The 23,229-nt window shown below is 70.2% G+C and carries 10 protein-coding genes; all 10 read right to left on the reverse strand.

Annotated features, from left to right (window positions below; genetic code table 11):
• Positions 1–142: 142 nt before the first annotated feature.
• The 10 genes from RIU97_RS10425 to RIU97_RS10470 all read right to left on the reverse strand — a co-directional run bounded on the left by RIU97_RS10425 (position 143) and on the right by RIU97_RS10470 (position 23,227).
• Positions 143–12,055, reverse strand: coding sequence for an amino acid adenylation domain-containing protein (locus RIU97_RS10425; protein ID WP_404955486.1), 11,913 nt, complete (start codon positions 12,053–12,055; stop codon positions 143–145).
• Positions 12,037–16,698: an amino acid adenylation domain-containing protein gene (locus RIU97_RS10430; protein WP_404955488.1), complete on the reverse strand. Its 4,662-nt coding sequence runs from the start codon at positions 16,696–16,698 to the stop codon at positions 12,037–12,039. Before RIU97_RS10430 ends, RIU97_RS10425 begins: the two co-directional genes overlap by 19 nt.
• A 218-nt stretch (positions 16,699–16,916) precedes the next feature.
• Positions 16,917–17,384, reverse strand: coding sequence for a 3-hydroxyacyl-ACP dehydratase FabZ family protein (locus tag RIU97_RS10435; RefSeq protein WP_404955490.1), 468 nt, complete (start codon positions 17,382–17,384; stop codon positions 16,917–16,919).
• Positions 17,377–17,853, reverse strand: coding sequence for a hypothetical protein (locus tag RIU97_RS10440; protein ID WP_404955492.1), 477 nt, complete (start codon positions 17,851–17,853; stop codon positions 17,377–17,379). Before RIU97_RS10440 ends, RIU97_RS10435 begins: the two co-directional genes overlap by 8 nt.
• On the reverse strand, positions 17,850–18,590 hold the full coding sequence (gene fabG, locus RIU97_RS10445) for a 3-oxoacyl-[acyl-carrier-protein] reductase (protein ID WP_404955494.1): 741 nt from the start codon (positions 18,588–18,590) through the stop codon (positions 17,850–17,852). Before fabG ends, RIU97_RS10440 begins: the two co-directional genes overlap by 4 nt.
• A gap of 96 nt (positions 18,591–18,686) precedes the next feature.
• A complete protein-coding gene (locus tag RIU97_RS10450) occupies positions 18,687–18,848 on the reverse strand; it encodes a hypothetical protein (protein WP_404955496.1) in 162 nt (53 codons plus the stop codon).
• A gap of 3 nt (positions 18,849–18,851) precedes the next feature.
• Entirely contained in the window at positions 18,852–19,490 is a 639-nt protein-coding gene (locus RIU97_RS10455; RefSeq protein ID WP_404955498.1) for a 2-hydroxychromene-2-carboxylate isomerase, read from the reverse strand.
• Positions 19,487–21,262 (reverse strand): alpha/beta fold hydrolase, encoded by a 1,776-nt coding sequence (locus tag RIU97_RS10460; RefSeq protein ID WP_404955500.1) that lies wholly within the window; start codon positions 21,260–21,262, stop codon positions 19,487–19,489. Before RIU97_RS10460 ends, RIU97_RS10455 begins: the two co-directional genes overlap by 4 nt.
• Positions 21,259–22,122 (reverse strand): beta-ketoacyl synthase N-terminal-like domain-containing protein, encoded by an 864-nt coding sequence (locus RIU97_RS10465; RefSeq protein ID WP_404955502.1) that lies wholly within the window; start codon positions 22,120–22,122, stop codon positions 21,259–21,261. Before RIU97_RS10465 ends, RIU97_RS10460 begins: the two co-directional genes overlap by 4 nt.
• On the reverse strand, positions 22,115–23,227 hold the full coding sequence (locus tag RIU97_RS10470; RefSeq protein ID WP_404955505.1) for a beta-ketoacyl synthase N-terminal-like domain-containing protein: 1,113 nt from the start codon (positions 23,225–23,227) through the stop codon (positions 22,115–22,117). Before RIU97_RS10470 ends, RIU97_RS10465 begins: the two co-directional genes overlap by 8 nt.
• Positions 23,228–23,229: the final 2 nt, after the last annotated feature.

A 23,229-nucleotide genomic window follows, 5' to 3' on the forward strand; every position in this document is an offset into this window, starting at 1 on the left:
GCCACCTTCCTGCCAACAATCACCGGCTCGCGCATGGGCCCGCCCGGTACGCGAAGGGCCCGCGGGGACGCGGCGTACGGCCGGCCCCGGCCGACGTGCCACCTCCCTGCGGGCCCCGTAGATCAACGGACTCGCGTACCGGTCACCCCTCGGTGGAAGGGCCCGCCATCCTTTCGCCGAGTGCCTCCCCGATCAGCTTGAGGGACTCGGGCAGCATCATCTCGTCGTGGGTGCAGTCCAGCTCCCGGACGTCCATCTTCTCGGTGAGGCCGGACGCCCACAGTTCCACGTCCGGAGCGGAATCAGGACGTCCCTTGACCGCCCTGAAGAACAACACCTCCCCGTCGAAGGCCCCGGGCGTGTAACCGCTTTCGATCACCATGTTGTTCCGGGTCACCCGGCCCACCCGCGCCAGGGTGTCGGCGTCGAAGTTGCCGAACAGGCCTCCCTGCTCGCCCAGCAGCTCCATCGCAGCGCTCGGCGTCAACGGGCCGTCGGCCGGGTCGGGCTCGGCTCCGGCGTACTTCAGCAGCGCGTCGAGCAGTTGCTCGTCCGAAGGAGCCGGCGGTGTCTCGCCGTGCTTCGCGGGATAGGAGTCGAGCATGGCCAGCAGCTCCACCTCCTCGCCCGCCCTCTGCAGCTGCACGGCCATGGCGTGCGCGACCACGCCGCCGAACGACCAGCCGAGCAGGTGATAGGGGCCCGACGGCTGGACCGCGCGCACGTGGGCCACGTACTCGGCTGCCATCTCCTCCAGCGTCTGCGGCAGCTGCTCGTCGGAACCCATCCCACGGGCCTGGAGCACGTGGATCGGGTGCTCGGCCGCCACCTCGCGCAGCAGCCCGGCATAGGACCAGCCGAGGCCGCTGACCGGGTGCACGCAGAACAGCGGTGCCCGGGATCCCGCCTTGCGCAGCGGCAGGAGGACGTCGAAGACACCGTCCTCGGCGTCGCCGTCGAGCTGCAGGGCCAATTCGGCCACAGTGGGGGCCTCGAACAGCGTTCGGATCGGCAGGCGCACACCGAACACGGACCGCACCGTCGCCAGCATCTTGACGATCATCAGGGAATGGCCGCCGAGGTCGAAGAAGTTGTCGTTCACCCCCACGCTCGGTATGCCCAGCGCCTCCGCGAACAGAGCGCACAGCAGCTCTTCCCGTGCGTTGCGGCTCGGCCTGCTCCCCGCGGAGGCGGCGACGCTCGGCGTGACCGGGGCGTCGAGGTCCGTCGAAGCCAGCCGCGCGGGCCGTCCTTCGATCTCCGGAACGTCGATGCTGCTCACGGGGACCGACGGGTCGGCCACCATCGCTTCGAGCACCCGCAGCAGCCGCTGGGCCAGCTCTTCCGCCGTGGACCGGTCGAACAGGTCCAGGCTGAAGCCCACGGTGCCGGCCAGTGTGGCACCGGCCTCGTCCTCGCCGGCGTGCTCGTCGAAGACGAAGGACAGGTCGAACTTCGCGGCGTCCACCGGCACCTGGAAGGGACGGGCTTCGATGCCGGGCAGGTCGATGGTCGCCTCGGAGACGTTCTGGAACTCCATGGTGACCTGGAAGAGGGGGTGGCGGGAGAGGGATCGGTCGGGGTTGACGACCTCGACCAACCGCTCGAAGGGCACGTCCTGGTTGGCATAGGCCGCCAGGTCACCCTCCCGCACCCGGGCGATCAGCTCCGAGACCTTCGGGGCACCCGACAGGTCGGTGCGCAGGACGAGCGTGTTGATGAAGAACCCGATCAGCGGATCGAGCGCCTCATCGGTGCGGCCCGCGACGGAGGTGCCCAGAACGATGTCGTCGCCGGCGCCGAGCCGGCTCAGAAGCATCGCGAGAGCACTCTGCACGACCATGAACACACTGGCCTGCGAGCCGCGCGCAAGATCCCCCAGGCCCTTGTAGAGATCGGCGTCGATGCTGAAGGTGACGGCGTCACCACGGTAGGAGGACACCGTCGGGCGGGAACGGTCCACCGGCAGCATCAGCTCCTGCGGGGCATCCGACAGCTGCTCGCGCCAGTAGGCGAGCTGACCGGCGATGGCGCTGTCCGGGTCCTCTTCCGAGCCCAGGACCTCGCGCTGCCACAGCGTGTAGTCCGCGTACTGCACGGCCAGGGGTTCCCACTGCGGAGCCCGGCCCTCGGCCCGCGCCGCGTACGCCACCGAGAAGTCACCGGCCAGCGGAGCCACCGACCAGCCGTCACCCGCGATGTGGTGCAGCACGAACAGCAGCACGAACTCATCACCCGGCAGGTCGAACAGCACCGCACGCAGCGGAGCATCCACCGACAGGTCAAAGCCCCGACCCGCCTCAGCCGACAACGCCCCCAGGAGGGAGGTCCCGTCGACCTGGACGACGGGGACATCGATATCGACGTCGACGACGACCTGGCACGGCTCGCCGTCACCGGCGTCCGCGAACACCGTCCGCAGGCTTTCATGCCGGCCCGCCACATCGTTCAGCGCAGCACGGACCACCCCCGGATCCACCGCGCCCGAAAGCCGCAGCGCACCGGGGATGTTGTAGGCCGCGGACTCCGGCTCCATGCGGTTCAGGAACCACAGACGGCGCTGCGCGAACGACAGCGGAACGGTCTCGGGCCGCTCCACCGCCCTCAAAGTCAGACGTGCACCGGGAGAGCCCGACACACGCAGCGCCAGCTCAGCCACCGTCGGCGCCTCGAACAGCGCCCGGATCGGAACCTCGGCACCGAAGGAGGAACGCACCCTGGAGACCAGGCGCGTCGCCAGCAGCGAGTGGCCGCCCAGCTCGAAGAAGTTGTCGTCAACACCCACAGTGGGCAGACCGAGGACTTCCGCGAAGAGACCACTGAGGATCTCCTCCTGCGGGGTCCGCGCGGTGCGCCCGCCCTCCGCACCGGCGAAGTCCGGAACCGGCAGGGCCCGGCGGTCGAGCTTCCCGTTCGGCGTCAGAGGCAGCGAATCCAGCACCACAACAGCCGCCGGCACCATGTAACCCGGCAACGACCGGCCTGCGAAAGCGCGGACCTCCCCCGCATCGACACCCGACCCCACCACATAACCCACCAGCCGCCGATCCCCCGGACGGTCCTCACGGACCATCACCACAACCTGATCCACTCCGGGGCAGGCCGCCAGGGTGGATTCCACCTCACCCAGCTCGATACGGAAGCCACGTACCTTCACCTGGTCATCGACCCGGCCCACGAAGAGCAGGTTTCCGTCGGGCAGCCATCGCACAAGGTCCCCGGTGCGATACATGCGCTCGCCCGCACCACCGAACGGACAGGCGACGAAACGCTCCGCCGTCAGACCGGAGCGGCCCCAGTACCCGCGAGCCAGACCGGCACCTGCGACGTACAGCTCACCGACGACACCCGGAGCCACCGGCCCCAAACCACCGTCCAGCACGAACACCCGCGTCCCGACCACAGGACGACCGATCGGCACCACACCCCCACCGACCAGCGGATCACTCATCGACACACACACCGTCGACTCCGTCGGCCCATAGGCATTCACCATCCGCCGACCCGCCGACCACCGCTCCACCAGGTCGGTACCCGTGGCCTCACCTGCGACGATGAGGGTGGTGGAGGTCGATATCGTGTCGGGGGACAGGACGGCGAGGGCTGCCGGGGTGAGGATCGCGTGGGTGACGCCCTGGTCCGCGATCACGCGGACCAGGCTGGGGCCGGGCATGAGTTCCTCGGCCGAGGCCAGGACGATGGCCGCACCGCTGGTGAGCGCGATTCCGATTTCCGCGACTGCGGCGTCGAAACTCGGCGAGGCCATCTGCAGGAGCCGGCTGTCACTGTCGACGCCGTACCCCGCGGCCTGTCCACTGGTCATGTGGGCGATGCCGTGGTGCGAGACGACGACGCCCTTGGGGCGGCCGGTCGAACCGGAGGTGTAGATGACGTACGCCGGGTGCTCCACCCGCAGCGGCTCACGCCGCTCGGCGTCGACCACATCCGCGTCCGAGTGCCCGGCAACGAGTCCGGCAACCGCGGGGTCGTCCACGACCACGACACCCGCCCCGCCGACATCGCCCACATCCGCACCGGCCAGCGTCAGAACCACCGCAGGCGCAGCATCGGCGATCATGAACGCCATGCGCTCGGCCGGGTAGTTCGGATCCACCGGCACATACGCGCCACCGGCCTTCACCACCGCCAGCAACGCCACCACCAGGTCCACCGACCGCGGCATCACCACCGCCACGAACGACTCCGGACCCACACCCCGACCCACCAGGAACCGCGCCAGACGATTCGCCCGCGCATTCAGCTCCCCGTACGACAGCTCCACGCCACCGGCAACCACCGCCACCGCATCCGGCGACGCACCCACCTGCCGCTCGAACAACGCCGGCAACGTCGACGGCTCCACCACCGAACCCGTCTCGTTCCACTCCACCAGAACCCGCCGACGCTCCACCTCCCCCAGCACATCGATGCTGCTCATACGTGCCGTCGGATCGGCGACCATCGCCTGAAGCACCCGCAGCAGCCGCTGACCCAACGCCTCGACCGTCGAACGGTCGAACAGGTCCAGGCTGAACTCCACCGTGCCGTGCAGCGTGCTGCCGGTCTCACGGTCGCGCTCGTCGAAGACGAAGGACAGGTCGAACTTCGACGAGTCCGCCGGTACCTCGAAGTTGGTGGCCTCGATGCCGGGCAGGTCGATGGAGGCTTCGGGGACGTTCTGGAAGACCAGCATCGTCTGGAAGAGGGGATGGCGGGAGAGGGATCGGTCGGGGTTGACGACCTCCACCAGCCGCTCGAAGGGCACGTCCTGGTTGGCATAGGCCGCCAGGTCGCCCTCCCGCACCCGGGCGATCAGCTCCGAGACCTTCGGGTCACCCGACACGTCCGTGCGCAGCACGAGCGTGTTGATGAAGAACCCGATCAGCCGGTCCAGCGCCTCATCCGTACGACCGGCAACCGCGGTACCCAAGACGATGTCCTCACCGGCACCCAGCCGGCTCAGAAGCATCGCTAGAGCACTCTGCACGACCATGAACACACTGGCCTGCGAGCCGCGCGCAAGATCCGCCACACCCTTGTAGAGCTCCGTGTCGATGCTGAAGGTGACCGCGTCACCACGGTAGGAGGACACCGTCGGGCGGGAACGGTCCACCGGCAGCATCAGCTCCTGCGGGGCATCCGACAGCTGCTCGCGCCAGTAGGCGAGCTGACCGGCGATGGCGCTGTCCGGGTCCTCTTCCGAGCCCAGGACCTCGCGCTGCCACAGCGTGTAGTCCGCGTACTGCACGGCCAGGGGTTCCCACTGCGGAGCCCGGCCCTCGGCCCGCGCCGCGTACGCCACCGAGAAGTCACCGGCCAGCGGAGCCACCGACCAGCCGTCACCCGCGATGTGGTGCAGCACGAACAGCAGCACGAACTCATCACCCGGCAGGTCGAACAGCACCGCACGCAGCGGAGCATCCACCGACAGGTCAAAGCCCCGACCCGCCTCAGCCGACAACGCCCCCAACAGACCCACCTCATCGACCTGAACGACGGGCACGGCCATCCGGACGTCCACCAGGACCTGGTACGGCTCGCCGTCACCGGCTTCCGCAAACACCGTCCGCAGACTCTCGTGGCGGGCCAATACGTCATCCAGTGCGGTACGCACGACCTCAGGATCCACTGCACCGGTCAGACGCAGTGCACCCGGAATGTTGTAGGCCGCCGATTCCGGTTCCATGCGGTTCAGGAACCACAGTCGGCGCTGCGCGAACGACAGCGGAACGGTCTCGGGCCGCTCCACCGCCCTCAAAGCCAGACGTGCACCCGGGGAACCGGAAACACGCAGCGCCAGCTCAGCCACCGTCGGCGCCTCGAACAGCGCCCGGATCGGAACCTCGGCACCGAAGGAGGAACGCACCCTGGAGACCAGGCGCGTCGCCAGCAGCGAGTGGCCGCCCAGCTCGAAGAAGTTGTCGTCAACACCCACAGTGGGCAGACCGAGGACTTCCGCGAAGAGACCACTGAGGATCTCCTCCTGCGGGGTCCGCGCGGTGCGCCCGCCCTCCGCACCGGCGAAGTCCGGAACCGGCAGGGCCCGGCGGTCGAGCTTCCCGTTCGGCGTCAGAGGCAGCGAATCCAGCACCACAACAGCCGCCGGCACCATATAGGCAGGGAGCGACCGGCCCGCGAGAGCACGCACCTCTTCCGCATCGACACCCGACCCCACCACGTAGCCGACCAGCCGCTGATCACCCGGCCGGTCCTCACGCACCACCACCACAACCTGACCCACGCCGGGGCAGGCCGCCAGGGCCGACTCGACTTCACCCAATTCGACTCGGAAGCCACGGATCTTGACCTGGTCATCGGCACGGCCGACGAACAGCAGGTTCCCGTCGGGCAGCCAGCGCACCAGGTCCCCGGTGCGGTACATCCGCTCCCCCGGACCACCGAACGGGCACGCCACGAACCGCTCCGCGGTCAGACCGGCCCGACCCCAGTACCCGCGGGCCAGACCGGCACCAGCCACATACAGCTCGCCCACCACGCCCGGAGCCACCGGTGCCAGAGCACCATCCAGCACGAACACCCGTGCATTGGCCTGCGGACGGCCGATCGGCACCATGCCGTCCGGGAGTACCTGCCCGGGTTCGATGCGGAACTCCGTGCAGTTGACCGTGGCTTCCGTCGGGCCGTACACGTTGCTGACCACCGCGTCGGGGTGTTGCTCACGCCATTCGCGCAGCGTCTCGCTGCGCAGGGCCTCGCCTCCGAGCAGCAGGTGGCCGGTCGGCGAGTAGCCCGCGGGCTGGCTCTCGAGCAACGGCAGGTGGCTGGGCGTTGCCTTGAGGAAGGTGGTGGGCGTCTCGCTGAGGAGGGCCGCCGTCTGCTCGTCCTCGTCTTCCACGCTTGCCAGGACGATCCGGCCGCCGGACACCAGAGGGGTGTAGAGAGCGGTCACGGTCAGGTCGAACGCGACCGGGGAGTGGACCAGTGCGACGCCTTCGGCGGCGGGGTACGCCTGCCGGGTATAGGAGAGGTAGTCCACCACGCTCCGGTTCTCGACGACGACGCCCTTGGGGCGGCCGGTCGAACCGGAGGTGTAGATGACGTACGCCGGGTGCTCCACCCGCAGCGGCTCACGCCGCTCACCGTCCACCACGTCCGCACCGGAGTGCGAACCGATCACCTCGGCAACCGCAGGATCATCCACCACGACCACTCCGGCCCCGCCGACATCGCCCACATCCGCACCGGCCAGCGTCAGAACCACCGCAGGCGCAGCATCGGCGATCATGAACGCCATGCGCTCGGCCGGGTAGTTCGGATCCACCGGCACATACGCGCCACCGGCCTTCACCACCGCCAGCAACGCCACCACCAGGTCCACCGACCGCGGCATCACCACCGCCACGAACGACTCCGGACCCACACCCCGACCCACCAGGAACCGCGCCAGACGATTCGCCCGCGCATTCAGCTCCCCGTACGACAGCTCCACGCCACCGGCAACCACCGCCACCGCATCCGGCGACGCACCCACCTGCCGCTCGAACAACGCCGGCAACGTCGACGGCTCCACCACCGAACCCGTCTCGTTCCACTCCACCAGAACCCGCCGACGCTCCACCTCCCCCAGCACATCGATGCTGCTCATACGTGCCGTCGGATCGGCGACCATCGCCTGAAGCACCCGCAGCAGCCGCTGACCCAACGCCTCGACCGTCGAACGGGCGAACAGGTCCAGGCTGAACTGCAGATGTCCGTTCAGGGCGACGGGGCCATCGCCGCCGTGCGTCTCGGAGAAGGTCCACGCCAGGTCGTACTTGGTCGAGGAGGACTCGACGGCTTCCATGACGCTGCGTACGCCGGGCAGGTCGATGGAGGCTTCGGGGACGTTCTGGAAGACCAGCATCGTCTGGAAGAGGGGATGGCGGGAGAGGGATCGGTCGGGGTTGACGACCTCCACCAGCCGCTCGAAGGGCACGTCCTGGTTGGCATAGGCCGCCAGGTCGCCCTCCCGCACCCGGGCGATCAGCTCCGAGACCTTCGGGTCACCCGACACGTCCGTGCGCAGCACGAGCGTGTTGATGAAGAACCCGATCAGCCGGTCCAGCGCCTCATCCGTACGACCGGCAACCGCGGTACCCAAGACGATGTCCTCACCGGCACCCAGCCGGCTCAGAAGCATCGCGAGAGCACTCTGCACGACCATGAACACACTGGCCTGCGAGCCGCGCGCAAGATCCGCCACACCCTTGTAGAGCTCCGTGTCGATGCTGAAGGTGACCGCGTCACCGCGGTACGAGGACACTGCGGGCCGGGACCGGTCCGCCGGAAGCGCCAGCTCCTGCGGAGCACCGGACAGCCGCTCGCGCCAGTACGCCAGCTGACCCGCGATGGCACTGTCCGGGTCCTCTTCCGAGCCCAGAACCTCACGCTGCCACAGGGTGTAGTCCGCGTACTGCACCGGCAGCGGCTCCCAACCCGGTGCCAGCCCCTCGGCCCGGGCCGCGTACGCCACCGAGAAGTCGTCGGCCAGCGGGGCGACGGACCAGCCGTCGGCAGCGATGTGGTGCAGCACGAACAGCAGCACGAACTCATCACCCGGCAGGTCGAACAGCACTGCCCGCAGCGGAGCGTCCACCGACAGGTCGAAGCCACGACCCGACTCGGCAGACAGCGCCTTCGCGAGCGAACCCTCGTTGACCCGGACGACCGGAACGTCGATGTCCACGTCGGCCACGACCTGGCACGGCTCACCGTCGGCCGCCTCCGCGAACACCGTCCGCAGGCTCTCGTGCCGACCCACCACATCGTTCAGCGCAGCACGGACCACCCCCGGATCCACCGCGCCCGAAAGCCGCAGCGCACCGGGGATGTTGTAGGCCGCGGACTCCGGCTCCATCCGGTTCAGGAACCACAGACGGCGCTGCGCGAACGACAGCGGAACGGTCTCGGGACGCTCCACCGCCTCCAGGGCCAGCCGCGCACCGGGAGAGCCCGACACACGCAGCGCCAGCTCAGCCACCGTCGGCGCCTCGAACAGCGCCCGGATCGGAACCTCGGCACCGAAGGAGGAACGCACCCTGGAGACCAGGCGCGTCGCCAGCAGCGAGTGGCCGCCCAGCTCGAAGAAGTTGTCGTCAACACCCACAGTGGGCAGACCGAGGACTTCCGCGAAGAGACCACTGAGGATCTCCTCCTGCGGGGTCCGCGCGGTGCGCCCGCCCTCCGCACCGGCGAAGTCCGGAACCGGCAGGGCCCGGCGGTCGAGCTTCCCGTTCGGCGTCAGAGGCAGCGAATCCAGCACCACAACAGCCGCCGGCACCATATAGCCCGGCAGCGACCGGCCCGCGAGAGCACGCACCTCCCCCGCATCGACACCCGACCCCACCACATATCCCACCAGCCGCCGATCACCCGGCCGGTCCTCACGCACCACCACCACAACCTGACCCACGCCAGGGCAGGCCGCCAGGACGGACTCCACCTCACCCAACTCGATGCGGAAGCCGCGCACCTTCACCTGGTCATCGGCACGGCCCACGAACACCAGGTTCCCGTCGGGCAGCCAGCGCACCAGGTCCCCGGTGCGGTACATCCGCTCCCCCGGACCACCGAACGGGCACGCCACGAACCGCTCCGCGGTCAGACCGGCCCGACCCCAGTACCCGCGGGCCAGACCGGCACCAGCCACATACAGCTCACCCACCACGCCCGGAGCCACCGGTGCCAGAGCACCATCCAGCACGAACACCTGCGTCCCGACCACAGGACGCCCGATCGGCACCACACCCCCACCGACCAGGGGGTCACTTATCGATACGACGACCGTCGACTCCGTCGGACCGTAGGCGTTGACCATCCGACGGCCCACCGACCAGCGCGCCACCAGATCCGCGCCGGAGGCTTCGCCTCCGACGATGACCGTGCGGAAGTCGGGCAGTTCGGCGGAGGGAACACTGGCCAGCGCCACGGGCGAGATCAGGGCATGGGTGATCCTGGCCTCGGCCAGAAGGTCGCCGAGCTCTTCGCCCGCCAGCACGCCGGAGGTGGGGACGACGAGGGCCGCGCCCGCGAGCAGGCTCATGCAGACCTCGAGGACCGAGGCGTCGAAGCTCGGCGAGGAGAACTGGAGGATCCGGCTCGTGGTGTCCACGTCGAACCGGTCGATCTCGGCCCTGGTGAGGTGGGCGATGCCGTGGTGCGAGACGACGACGCCCTTGGGGCGGCCGGTCGAACCGGAGGTGTAGATGACGTACGCCGGGTGCTCCACCCGCAGCGGCTCACGCCGCTCACCGTCCACCACGTCCGCACCGGAGTGCGAACCGATCACCTCGGCAACCGCAGGATCATCCACCACGACCACTCCGGCCCCGCCGACATCGCCCACATCCGCACCGGCCAGCGTCAGAACCACTGCAGGCGCAGCATCGGCGATCATGAACGCCATGCGCTCGGCCGGGTAGTTCGGATCCACCGGCACATACGCGCCACCGGCCTTCACCACCGCCAGCAACGCCACCACCAGGTCCACCGACCGCGGCATCACCACCGCCACGAACGACTCCGGACCCACACCCCGACCCACCAGGAACCGCGCCAGACGATTCGCCCGCGCATTCAGCTCCCCGTACGACAGCTCCACGCCACCGGCAACCACCGCCACCGCATCCGGCGACGCACCCACCTGCCGCTCGAACAACGCCGGCAACGTCGACGGCTCCACCACCGAACCCGTCTCGTTCCACTCCACCAGAACCCGCCGACGCTCCACCTCCCCCAGCACATCGATCGCCGAGGTCGGCTGGGCGGCGTCGCGGATCACCGAGGTGATGACCCGCACCAGCCGCTCCGCGATCGTCTCCACCTCGGCACGGTCCAGTGCTCCGGACTGGTAGTTGAAGCGGAGGGAGAGCTGCGGCCCCGGAGCCATCACCAGTGCCAGGGGGTAGTGCGTGGCGTCGTGCGGAACCACGTCGTCGAGGTGCAGATCGGTGCCGGGGATGGCGGACTGGAGGTCGTGCGGGAAGTTCTCGAAGACGACCAGGGAGTCGAACAGCTCGCCGATGCCGGCGCTCCGCTGGATGTCGGCCAGGCCGACGTACTGGTGCCGGGACATCCGCAGGCTCTGCTGCTGGAGGCGCTCCAGCATCGGCAGTACCGGCTCTTCGGGCGATACGCGGGCCCGTACCGGGACGGTGTTGATGAACAGGCCGACCATGGACTCGGCGCCGGGAACCTCGGCGGGCCTGCCGGCGAGGGTGGTGCCGAAGAGGACGTCGTCGCGGCCGGTGTGCCGGGACAGCAGGATCGACCAGGCGCCCTGGACCACCGTGTTGGCGGTGAGACCGTGCGAGCGGGCGAACGCGGAGAGTTCCTCGGTGAGTTCGGCCGAGAGCTCCACGACGTGGTTCAGCGGCGTCTTCTCCGCGTCGGCGGGGACGTCCGGTGCGAGCAGGGTCGCCTCTTCCACGCCCTCGAGCAGTTCGCTCCAGGCCGCCTGGTGCGCTGCCGCGTCCTCGCGCATCAGCCAGGACAGGTAGTTCCGGTGCGGGACGACGGCCGGGAGCTGTCGGCCGTCCGGGGCGGCGTACAGACTGAACAGGTCCTCGATGAGCAGCGGCATCGACCACCCGTCCAGCAGGATGTGGTGGTTCGTGAGCAGCAGGACGTGGCTGTCCTCGTCCAGCCGGATCAGCGTGAACCGCAGGAGCGGGGGCGCGGCCGGGTCGAAGCGGCGGGCGCGGTCCTCGGCGACCAGCTTCGCCTGCTCCCGCGGTCGGTCCTCCGAGTCCAGGGTGCGCAGGTCGTGCTCGGAGAACTGCAACGGGACGGTGCGGTGCACCACCTGGACGGAGTCGCCGTCGCGGCGGGCCCGGAAGCTCGCCCTCAGGCTGGGGTGGCGCTCGAGCAGCTTGGCCGCGGCCTCGCGGAGCGACGGGACGTCGAGCCGACCGCTCAGGGAGAGGGCGAACTGCACCGTGTAGACATCGGGGGCGTCACTCTCGTCGTACTGCGCGTGGAAGAGCAGGCCGGCCTGCAGGGGCGAGAGCGGAAGGACGTCTTCGATCCGTGACTGCTTCACTGTGCGATCTCCCATTCTTGGGCCAACTCGTCTTCGAGCGCGTCAAGTTCGTTCTGGCTGAGGGTGTTCAGGGTGAGGTCGGACGGGGTCTGGACCGCGATGTCCGACTGTTGCGAGCTCTCGACGAGCGCTTCCAGGGAGCGCTGCCAGTGGTCCGCGAGGCGGCCGATCTCCGCCTCGGTGAACAGGGCCTTCGGCCATGTCCACCGGGTGGTCAGCCGGCGCCCGTCAGCCGCGTCCCGCACGATGACGTTGATGTCGAGCTGGTAGGCGGCGGGCATGGCGGGCTCTGATATCTCGCCGAGGGCTTCTTCCGGGGCCAGCCCCCAGCTGTGCGGGTCCTGCGCGGCGGAGTCGAAGCGTCCGAGGTAGTTGAAGCCCACGTCGGGCCCGGGCCGCGAGGCCAGCTCGCCGGCCGTGTCCTGGTTGTGGTGACGCAGCAGGCCGTAGCCGATTCCGTCGCCCGGTACGGTCCGCAGCTGCTCTTTGATCTGCTTGAGGGCGTGGTCCGCGCCGTCGCCGCCGCGGGCCGCTGCCCGGGCGTCCGCCGGGCCGAGGCTGAGGGTCACCGGGTACAGCGAGGTGAACCAGCCGACGGTCCTGGACAGGTCGTGCGATGCGCGCAGCGGTACGCGGCCGTGGCCTTCGAGGGCCACGGTGAGCCGTCCTTCCTCACGCTCGCCCGCGCCTCGCCACTGGGGCACGGCCATCATCAGGGCGGTCAGCAGGATGTCCGTGACGGCGCCGTTGATCCTCGAGGGCACCGTCGTCAGGAGCGGTTCGGTCGTCGCGGGCGACAGTGCCGTGTCCAGCGAGACGAGTCCGGCCACGGTGTCCCGGGCCGGGTCGAGCCGGGGGCCGTCCGGCTTCAGTGGGGCGGGGCGGGCGAGCGTGTCCTTCCAGGCGGCCAGCTCCGCGACCCGCTCCGACGAGCGCGCTTCGCTCGCGAGCAGGCAGGCCCAACTGCGGAAGGAGGTGCCCCGTACTCCGAGCTCCGGGGGAAGGCCTGCCGCCGCCGCGGCGTAGGCCGTCTGGAGATCGTCCAGCAGGACCCGCCAGGACACTCCGTCGACCACGAGGTGGTGCAGGATCAGCAGCAGCCTGCCGGGCTGTGTGGTTCCGGCGTCGAACCAGACCGTCTGGAGCATCACGCCGTCGTCCGGCCGTAGCCGGCCGGCCGCGCTCTCGCGGTGGGTGGCGATGGCGGCGGCCAGTGCCTCCTGGTTCAGTCCGGCCACGTCGACGACGTCGACGACACCGGCCGGCGGGACGCCGGGGGATCCGTCCGGGATGTGGAGCCGCCAGGACGGGGAGCGTTCGAGTCGGGCCCGCAGGACGTCGTGGTGGCCGGCCAGCGCTCGTACCGCGGTGTCGAGGTGATCGGCGCGGACGCCGACGGGCGTCTGGATCAGCGCGAACTGTCCGAATCGGTCGATGAGTTCGCCGCGGCCGCGGAGCCATTCCATGATCGGCGTCGCCGGGACGTCACCGACCGGGTCCACTTCGTCCTCGATGTCGAGTTCGGCGGCCGTGGTGTGCGGGGCGAGTGCTTCGACCGTCTTGTGGGCGAAGACGTCCTCGGCCGTCAGCACGAGGCCGTGGCGGCGCGCCCGGGAGATCAGTCGCATGGCGACGATACTGTCGCCGCCGAGGTCGAAGAAGTTGTCGGTGATGCCGACCGTCTCGAGGCCGAGTACTTCGGCGAAGGCCCGGCACAGGACCTCCTCGACCTCATTGCGGGCCGCGGCCCCCGTCGCGAGGCCTCCGTAGTCCGGTGCGGGCAGCGCCCGCCGGTCCAGCTTGCCGTTCGCGGTGGTCGGCAGGTCGGGCATGACCACCACGGCAGCGGGGATCATGTACTCCGGCAGCCGGTCGGCCAGCATGCGGCGCAGGTCGGCGGAGTCCGTGCGTACGCCCGGCCGCAGGATCACGTAGCCGACGAGCTGCTTGCCGCTCGGGCCGTCCTCCCGCACGATCACCGCGGCCTGCGTCACCTCGTCCAGTTCGGACAGGGCTGCAGCGATCTCCCCGAGTTCGATGCGGAACCCGCGGATCTTCACCTGGTCGTCGGAGCGTCCCAGGAAGGTCAGGTTTCCGTCGTCGCGCCAGCGGGCCAGGTCGCCGGTCCGGTACATCCGCTCGCCGAGGTGGAACGGATCGGCGACGAACCGCTCCCCGGTCAGTGCGCTGCGGTTGAGGTATCCGCGGGCCAGTTGGATGCCGGAAAGGTAGAGCTCGCCGGGTACGCCCGCGGGGACGGGGCGCAGCGCGGCGTCGAGGACATAGGTGCGGGTGTTCCAGACGGGCGCGCCGATCGGCACGCTGTCGTACTCCACGCCCGGGACGCACTGCCAGGCGGTGACGTCGACCGAGGCCTCGGTGGGGCCGTACAGGTTGTGCAGCTCCACGTCGGGGAACTCGGCGAAGAACTGGCGCTGCGTCTCGCGGGGCAGCGCCTCGCCGCTGCAGACGACCCGGCGCAGCGCGGGGAAGGTCTGAGTGAAGGGCGCCCGTGCCAGGAAGGCCTGCAGCATGGAGGGGACGAAGTGGAGCGTGGAGATCCGCTGTGCCCGGATGATCTCCGCGAGGTAGGCGGGGTCCTTGTGGCCGTCCGGCCGTGCCACCACCAGAGTGGCGCCCTCGACCAGCGGCCAGAAGAACTCCCAGACCGATACGTCGAAGCCCGAAGGGGTCTTCTGGAGCACCCGGTCCTCGCCGGTGAGGCCGTACTGTCCCTGCATCCACTGGAGCCTGTTGACGATCCCGGCGTGCGGGACCACCACGCCCTTCGGGCGGCCGGTGGAGCCGGAGGTGTAGATGAGGTAGGCCGGGTGGTTCGAGCGGAGCGCGGTCGTGCGGTCCTGGTCCGTGGGGGCCGTCCCGGCGCACCGGGCGAGCTCCGCCACCGTCCGCGGGTCGTCGAGGACGAGGTGCGGGCGGTCGCCGGCGGGCAGCGCCTGCGCGAGGGCGGCCGTCGTCAGGACCGCCGTCGGCCGTGCGTCCTCGAGCATGTACTCGATCCGGTCGCGGGGGTGTCCGGGGTCCACGGGGACGTAGGCCGCGCCGGACTTCAGGGTGGCCAGCAGGCTCACGACCAGGTCGACCGAGCGGGCCAGCGCCACGGCTACCCGGTCCTCCGGGCCAACGCCCAGTTCGATGAGCCGGTGGGCGAGCCGGTTCGCCCGGGCGTCCAGTTCCCGGTACGTCAGCGTCTCTTCCTCGAAGACGAGGGCTTCGGCCTCCGGGGTGCGGCTCACCTGGGCCTCGAACATGGCCGTGAGGGTGTCGAGGTCGCGGCCGGTGTCGTTCCACTCCTGGAGGAGGATCCGGCGTTCGGCGGGGGTCGCCACCTCGATCTCGCCCAGGGGGCGCTCGGGCGAGGATGCGGCGAGCTGGGCCAGGAGGTGCTCGAAGCGGGCGCCGTGGCGGTCCACGTCACCGGGCTGGTAGATGTCACCGTTGGCGTGCAGGTCGATGGCGAGGCCGTCGCGCCCGGGACGGCCGTCGACGACGAAGGTGATGTCGTCGTTGGGTCCGACGGTGAGGCTGTGCGACACCGTTTCGCAGCCCGCTATCGAGAAGTCCGTTTCGAACATCAGGAAGTTGACCTGCGGGCCGACGAGCCGGCGGCCGTCGCTGACGAGCTTCAGCTCACGGCGCATGTCCTCGTAGCGGTAGTGCTGATGGCGCACCGCGCCGTGCATCGCGTCGGACGCGGCCTTGACCAGCTCGGCCACGGTGCTCGTGGCCGGCACGGGTATGCGCAGCGGCAGGACGTTGGAGACCATGCCCGGGGTGCGCTTGGCGACTCCCGCGCGGCGTGCGGCGACCGGCAGTCCGAGGACGATGTCCGAGCCGCCGGTCATCTTCGCCATGTACAGCGCGATGGCGGCCACGGTGACCACCGGCCAGCTCGAGTTCGTCTCCCGGGCCAGCCCGTGGAGGCGGTCGGTGACGGAATCGGGGAGGTGGCCGGTACGCCGGAGGAACGAGGACGGCATCGAGGGCTGGCCCCCCGAGAGGCTGGCCGGCTCGGGGCGGTCCGCGAAGAGGTCCAGCCAGTACGCACGGTCGGCCTCGAAGGCCTCCGAGGCGCGGTACGCCGCGTCCGCCTCGACGAGTTCTGCCAGGCCGGCGAATTCCCGGCGGGCGTCGGGGGCCGGGCCGCCGGTGAGTTCGCGGTAGATCTCCGCGACCCGGGTGGCGACCAGGCCCCCGCTGAAGCCGTCGAGGACGATGTGGTGGGTGCGGTAGTACCACTGGAGCCTGTCGCTGCCGAGGTCGATGAGCGCGAACAGGTAGAGCGGGTCACGACCGGGATCCACCGCCTTGCGCGCATCGGCGAGCATCCACTCCAGGGCGACCGCCTCCGGGTCCGCCTCGGTGCTGACGTCGACCCACTGGATGTGCGCGGGCGGTGCCGGGTGCACGCGCTGCACCGGCTCGCCGTCCCGGTCGTGGAACGTGGTCCGCATGGCCTCCGCCTCGCCCAGAACCCGGTGCAGGGCTTCCGCGAACGCGGTGCGGTCGATCGACCCCCGAATATCAATGTATTCGGCGATGTTGTAAATGGCATTGGCCGGGTCCAACCTCTGAGCGAACCACATGCCACGCTGCGCCGCAGTGAGATCAATGGTTTCAGCAGGCACTGCTGACATTGTTGTTCCCTCCGTTGGATTTCCAGCCACAGTCACCCGAAGTGTTCTGCTTCATGGACCCAGCCAGGCCGAAACCGCGGTGGAGGCTTCCTCGGGCACGCGATGTTCGCCATTTCCGGCGTTCAGAAACACATTCAGGCTTCGCCGGAACTCATCGATTCGGCATCAAAGCGAGACTATGTGTTGCGCGTGCGGAGGTCCTGCTTGATTTCAATACTTCAAAACAGCTCTCCCGAGGGGCGGAGCACGGCGAGGGCGTAGCCGACCTCGGCCACCAGATCCCCCTCGCACCGGGTCTCGCCGCTCATGATGACGCCGGCGGCCGTGTACTGATCGATGCGTACGGTGTGCCGCAGCGTGTCACCGGGGTAGACGCCCCGGTGGAACGTGATGTCGCGCAGGGTGGCCAGGATGGGGGCGTTGCCGTCCGTCCGGCCCTGGGCCCGTTCCCGTTCGAGCCACAGCAGTGCCCCGCCCTGACCCCATGACTCGATCAGGAGGGACGGTGGGTAGCGCAGGGCCGGCTGCCCGACGCCGGGCCCGAGCTGGGCGTAGCAGGTCTCGCTGCCCGTGATCGCCTTGCTGGTGACGATGAGGTCGTGGGGCTCCATCTCCAGCACCCGGTCGACGTGCAGCATCGGATGTGCGTGCGGGATCCTGCCCCGGATCGCCCCGTGCTCAAGCATCCGCCACCTCCGTACTCCCTGCGGCGGGGACGATTCGGAAGCTCACCGAGACCTTGGCCGCCTTGGCTTCTCCCTTGCGGCAGTCGGCGGTGACGTCCAGCCCGTCCGTCCCCGCGGGCTTGCACGAGCACCGGATGTCGAGGACGTCGCCGGGGCCCAGCGCCGCCAGGAAGCGGACGGAGTTGATGCGTGTGGGGACCGCGAAGGATTGCGTTCCGCGGGTTTCCCACACCAGGTGCAGGACGGCCTGGTAGACGGACTCGAGGAGGAACGCACCCGGGTAGATGGTGACGTCGGGGTAGTGGCCCTCCATGTAGGGGTCGTCGGCGCGGACGAGCTTGCGCGCCGTGACCTCGGTCGCCGACAGGACCGTGCAGGAGTCGACGGCCGGGAGCGGGGCCGCCCGTGCCCGGCGGCCGGCCTCGATGGCGGCGCCGGGCACGGGCGGCGGGGTGAGGGCGGCCGTCACAGCACGACTCCGCCGTCCACTCGGATGATCTCGCCGGTGATGTAGCCGGCCTTGTCGGAGAGGAGGAACGAGACGAGATCGGCGACCTCGTCCGCACCACCGTAGCGGCGCATCGGAATGCTCTTCAGCGCCTGGGCCCGCACCTTCTCCGAGAGTGCCTCGGTCATGTCCGTCTCGATGAACCCGGGAGCGACGACATTGACGCGCACGCCGTAGCCGGCCAGCTCCTTGGCGAGGGACACGCTCATGCCCTGGATGCCGGCCTTGGAAGCGGAGTAGTTGGTCTGGGTGGCGTTGCCGTCCAGTCCCGCGACGGAGGACATGTTGACGATCGCGCCCTCCTTGCGCTTCATGAACCCGAAGACCACCGCGCGGCAGAAGTTGAACGTTCCGTCGAGGTTGGTCCCGATGACGGCCCGCCAGTCCTCCGGGGGCATCAGCACCATGGGGTTGTCGCGGACGATGCCCGCGGAGTTGACCAGCGCACGGACCGGTCCGATCGCCTTCTCCGCGTCGCTGATGAACTGCTGCACGGCGTCGAAGTCGGACACGTCGCACGGGGCGTGGTAGACCTCCACACCCGCTTCACGGATCAGCTTCTCGGTCTCCTCGGCGGCCTCCACGCCACTGCGGTAGCAGAAGGCGATGTTGCGGCCTTCCTTGGCGAGCTGGACCGCCACGGCGCGTCCGATGCCCCTGGATCCGCCGGTGACGACGGTGCATCCCTGTTCGTTCACTGCTCTCTCCTTAGCTGGTGCGGCGCTGTCCGCCCCGGCCGCGGCGCGCCCTGCCGGGTGGCCTGCGGCCGGAGGCCGGACAGCGGGCGCGGCTGTTCAGCCGCAGCCGCCCGCGGTGTCGTGGTCCAGGACGCCGATGCGGTCGACGAGTTCCGCCGGGATGCCCTCCAGCGGGTTCTCGCCCCACTCCTCGTCCACCAGCGGGTAGCCGGGGGCCGCCTCTTGCGCTACGGCCGCGCGTGTGGTGCCGGTGTTCATTCCTCATCCCTTCTTCGCGGTGGTGAGCAGCGACTCCTCGAGCGCCGCGACGAAGTCGTCGAGACGGTCCAGACCCCAGAAGCGGTGCCGGCCGAGCTTGAAGTACGGGACGCCGAACACGTCGTCCTCGTACACGTCCATCAGGGCCTGCACACCCTTCTCACGGATGGCGGGGTCCTCCGGCGCGGCCACGAGGGTGTCGCCGTCGAGCCCGGCCTCCAGCAGGATCCGGCGCAGCTCCTCGCGCTCGCAGATGTTCTCGCCGCGTTCCCAGCGGGCGGCCATCACCGCCCGGTAGTACTCGCGGTGCACACCGAGCTCACGGGCCTTGATCCAGCCGAGGTGGGGCAGTTCCCACCACTCGTGGCCGGTGTCGAGCGGCCACTTCATGGCGTAGCCGTACTTCGCCGCGAGGCGCTTGGTGTCGGCCAGGATGTAGAGGTGCTTGGCCTTGCTCATGGCGATGTAGTGGAACTCGCCGCCGCGGGAGTCGAGTTCGGCCATGCTCACGTCGTCCGGCTCGGTGAACGGGACGTACTCGATGAGCTCCTCGGCGTTCGGCAGGCGCTCCTCCAGCTGCCTCACGGCCATCCAGCTGAACGGGCTGCGCAGCGAGAAGTACAGCCGGGGCGGCCTCCTCATGCCTGCCCCCCGAGCAGTACCGCCTTCACGTCCTCGTCGAGGATCGCGACGGTGCCGGCCTTCTCACCGCGGCTGATGGCGTAGCCGTGCATGATGGTGGCCGTCGCGGCCAGCTCCAGGCTGTCGCCGCGCTGCACATAGCAGTCCATGCGCGCCGTGTAGACGGTGTCCTTGATGACGTCCTCGATCGTGAAGACCGTGTGCACGGTCTCCTCCATGAAGATGTCGGACAGCATCTGCACGCGGGCGCGGGAGACGACGGGGATCCAGGCGCGCTCGTTCAGCAGCTTGCCGATGGCCAGGCCGCGGTCGTGCAGGAAGCGGTCCACGACCTCCTCGAGGGTGCGGACGTAGGCCGAGTGCTGGAGCCGGTCGGAGAAGTGGCAGTACGGGTAGGGGGCCCGCCAGGACCACAGGTACGCGCCGGAGCCCTCCGGGACGAGGACGTCGGCGACGTCCTGACCGGGAGCGATGGGCATGCTGGCGGACTTGGCGTTGACCAGCGCGGCCACCTCGGGCACCACGAAGGGCTCGAGGATCGCGGGCACCGGCTCGGTCCCCGAGCCGTCCTTGACGGCGATCAGCGCGACCCGCAGCTTGCCCTTCAGTACGGTGACGGCCTCGCCGTCCCGCTCCACCGTCAGCGTGATGGTGAACGGTGCGCCCTGGCCCGGCTTCGGCGTGGCCGAGACCACGGTGGCGTAGACGCGGTCGTCCACGAAGAGCGTCGCGGGCAGCTGCACCGAGGAGTCGACGATCTCGAGGCCGAGCCCGAAGCGGTGGTACATGTCGCGGGCACCGACGCCGCGCTCGCGGAAGTACTCCAGCACGGCCTCCTCGGCCAGGTACATGAAGTGCTTGAACCCGATCCAGGTGCGGATGTTGGCACCCTCGTAGCGCGGCATGCCCACATAGGTCGTGGGGGCGCCGTCCAGCAGATTCGTCACAGTGCCTTCTCCTTGGAATTCGACGGGAACGTGGGGGTTGAGCAGGGTGCGGCGCAGGAAGGCGTCCGCTTCGCGACCCAGCTCCTGTGCCTGCATCACATGGCAGAAATGTCCGTATGCGGCGCGCAGCCGCACCGTTGCCGCAGGCATGGCGCGATCGAGTGCGGCGGCCCGCATCGGGGTCAGCGATTCGTCGTCGACCCCGGCGAGGACGAGTGTGGGTACCTCGATCCGGGACAGGTCGAACTTCCCGGACGCCTCGAACTCCCGGTAGAAGACCGGGAGTCCGCTGGCGACGGTGCGTTCGCACGCCTTGTGTTTCATCACGGCGAGGATGTCCGGGTCGAGGGTGGCCGAGCGCGGGCCCAGCGCGATGCCGACGCCCTGGTTGATGACCTTCCGCAGGGCGCCCTCGGAGCGTGTGCGGATCGACGGGGACACGGGGAAGTCGGCCGGGCAGTAGAACGGTGCGGCGAGCACCGCGGCCCCGATACCGGGATCGCCCTCGCAGGTGGCCAGGTACTCCAGCACCGCGTTGGCCCCGAACGAGTGGCCCAGGAGCGCGGCGGGCCGCTCGGGCACCAGCTCCAGGGCCCGGCGCAGCCATTCGCCCGGCGAGCCCTCGCCGCGCCAGGCGTAGGAGTTGCCGCCGTGCCAGGGCAGCTGGAGCGCGTAGAGGCGGTAGCCGGACAGCTGCTCCGCCAGCGCGCGCCATACGCCCCAGGAGTCTTCTATGCCGTGCACCGCGACCAGCGCGGGCCCCTGCCCCGGGCCTCGGCGCACCTCCAGGCCTTCGGCCCGGCCCACCGTGTCCCATCCGGTCATGCCACGCTGCCGATCGGTTCGAGCCGGGACGCCGTCACGCTGGCCCATGCGTCCTCGCGGTCACCGCACGCGACCACGAGGGGGCCTTCGGCCCGCCCGGTGGCGAGCCGGTCGGCCGCGACCGCCAGGCCGATGACGCCCTCGGCGCCGTAGAAGCCGCCCGTGGCGGGTTCCGCGGTTGCGGGCCGCTCGCCGTGCCGTGCGACGGATCCGATACGGACCTCCGCGCGGCCGGGCCAGGCCCCGGGTACGCCCAGCAGAACGCAGCCGGCCCCCTCGGTCAGCCCGCCGCCGTCGGCGCGCAGCTGCTCGAGGCCGAGGGCCACCGGGTCGGCGGGCTCGACGCCCACGACGACGGCCCGCCGGGCGCGGCCGGCGCGCAGCAGCCGGGTGGCGTGCAGCACGGCGTCGAGGCCGGCCGTGGCGCCGCTGCACACCGCGAGGTTCGGTCCGGTGAAGCCGTACCGGATCGCGATGCTGCTGGCGATGATGTTGCTGGAGGCGTTCGGCGCGTCCAGCACGCTCACCGCGGAGCCGCCCTCCCTGCGCATGTCCGACACCATCGTGCAGACGGTCTGGACGTTGCCCAGGTTGGAGGCGACCACGACGGCGGTTCCGGCCGCCCCGTCCACCACCCCGGCGGGCAGGCCCGCGGGGAGGCCGAGGGCACGGTGGACGGCGCACAGCGCCAGCCGGGTGGCCGGCTCCTTGCCGAGCAGCCCCTTGCGGCCGAGGACGAGTCTGGCCTCGTCCGCGGAGCAGGCGGGCTCCTCCGGCGAGCCGGGGAGCTCGGACGCCGCCACGCCGGGCACGTGGACGGCCCAGCCCGCGAGTACGACCTGCGGGTTGCCCTCAGCCATCACTTGCCTCCACAATCGCCACCGCGTTGACCCCGCCGAACCCGAACGCATTGACCTGAGCCAGACGCGGACCGGCCTCCAGCGGGGCGCCGTGCACGAGGTTGAGCTTGTCGGCCTCGGGCATCGGCGAGCGCAGTCCCACCACCGGCGGAACGGTCCCGGCGCGCATCGCGGTGAGCGCGATCAGCACGCTCATCAGCGCCGCGCCGCCCGAGGTGTGGCCGACCGCGCCCTTGATCGCGGTGACCGGCGGCCCGTCGGTGCCGAACACGTCCAGCAGGGCCGCCGCCTCGGTCGGGTCGTTGAGCCCGGTGGACGTCCCGTGCGCCACGACCAGGCCGATGTCCTCCGCCCGCACTCCGGCGCGCTCGTGCGCCTGGTGCATGGCCGCGGTGATCCCGGCCCGGTCGGGCGCCGTCTCGTGGTACGCGTCGCAGGTCAGCCCGACGCCGCGGAGCGTGCCGAGCGTGGGCCGGCCGTCTGCCGCGTCCTCAGGGCGTTCCAGGACGACGGCCGCGGCGCCCTCGCCGAGCAGTACGCCGGGACGGTTCTCGTCGAAGGGGCGAACCATGTCCGACGTGCCGTCGGTGACCTTGCCGATGACGGTCAGCATGCTCTCCGTCATCGTGTCGCAGCCCGCGGCGACCACCACGTCGGCTTCGCCCAGTTCGAGGATGTCCGCGCCGAGCGCGAGCGCATACCCGGAGGCCGCGCACGCGTTCGCGATCGTGTGCACCTCGGTGACCGCGGGCACGACGGCCCGGACGGCACTGGTGAAGTGCAGCTGCTCCAGCCGCAGCCGGGCGTCGTCGGCGTGCCACTGCTCGACGCCCCGCAGCTCGCGCAGGCCGCTGCCGACGACGACGGCCACCCGGCGCCGCGCGGGGTCGACCCGCGCGGCGCGAAGGGCTTCGGCCACGCAGTCGGCCAGCCAGCGGCCCGCCAGGCGCGTGCCCGGATCCGCCGTGCCCGGCTCGTCCGGGATCTCGTAACCGTGGGCGACCGCGAGCTTGCCGGGGTCACCCAGGCGCAGCGGGGCGACCCCGCTGCGCCCTTCCAGGAGGGCCTGGTAGGTGGCGTCCAGATCACCCAGGCAGGTGATCATGG

The sequence above is a fragment of the Streptomyces sp. 147326 genome (genome assembly GCF_045000215.1).
In the GTDB taxonomy this organism is placed as follows: domain Bacteria; phylum Actinomycetota; class Actinomycetes; order Streptomycetales; family Streptomycetaceae; genus Streptomyces.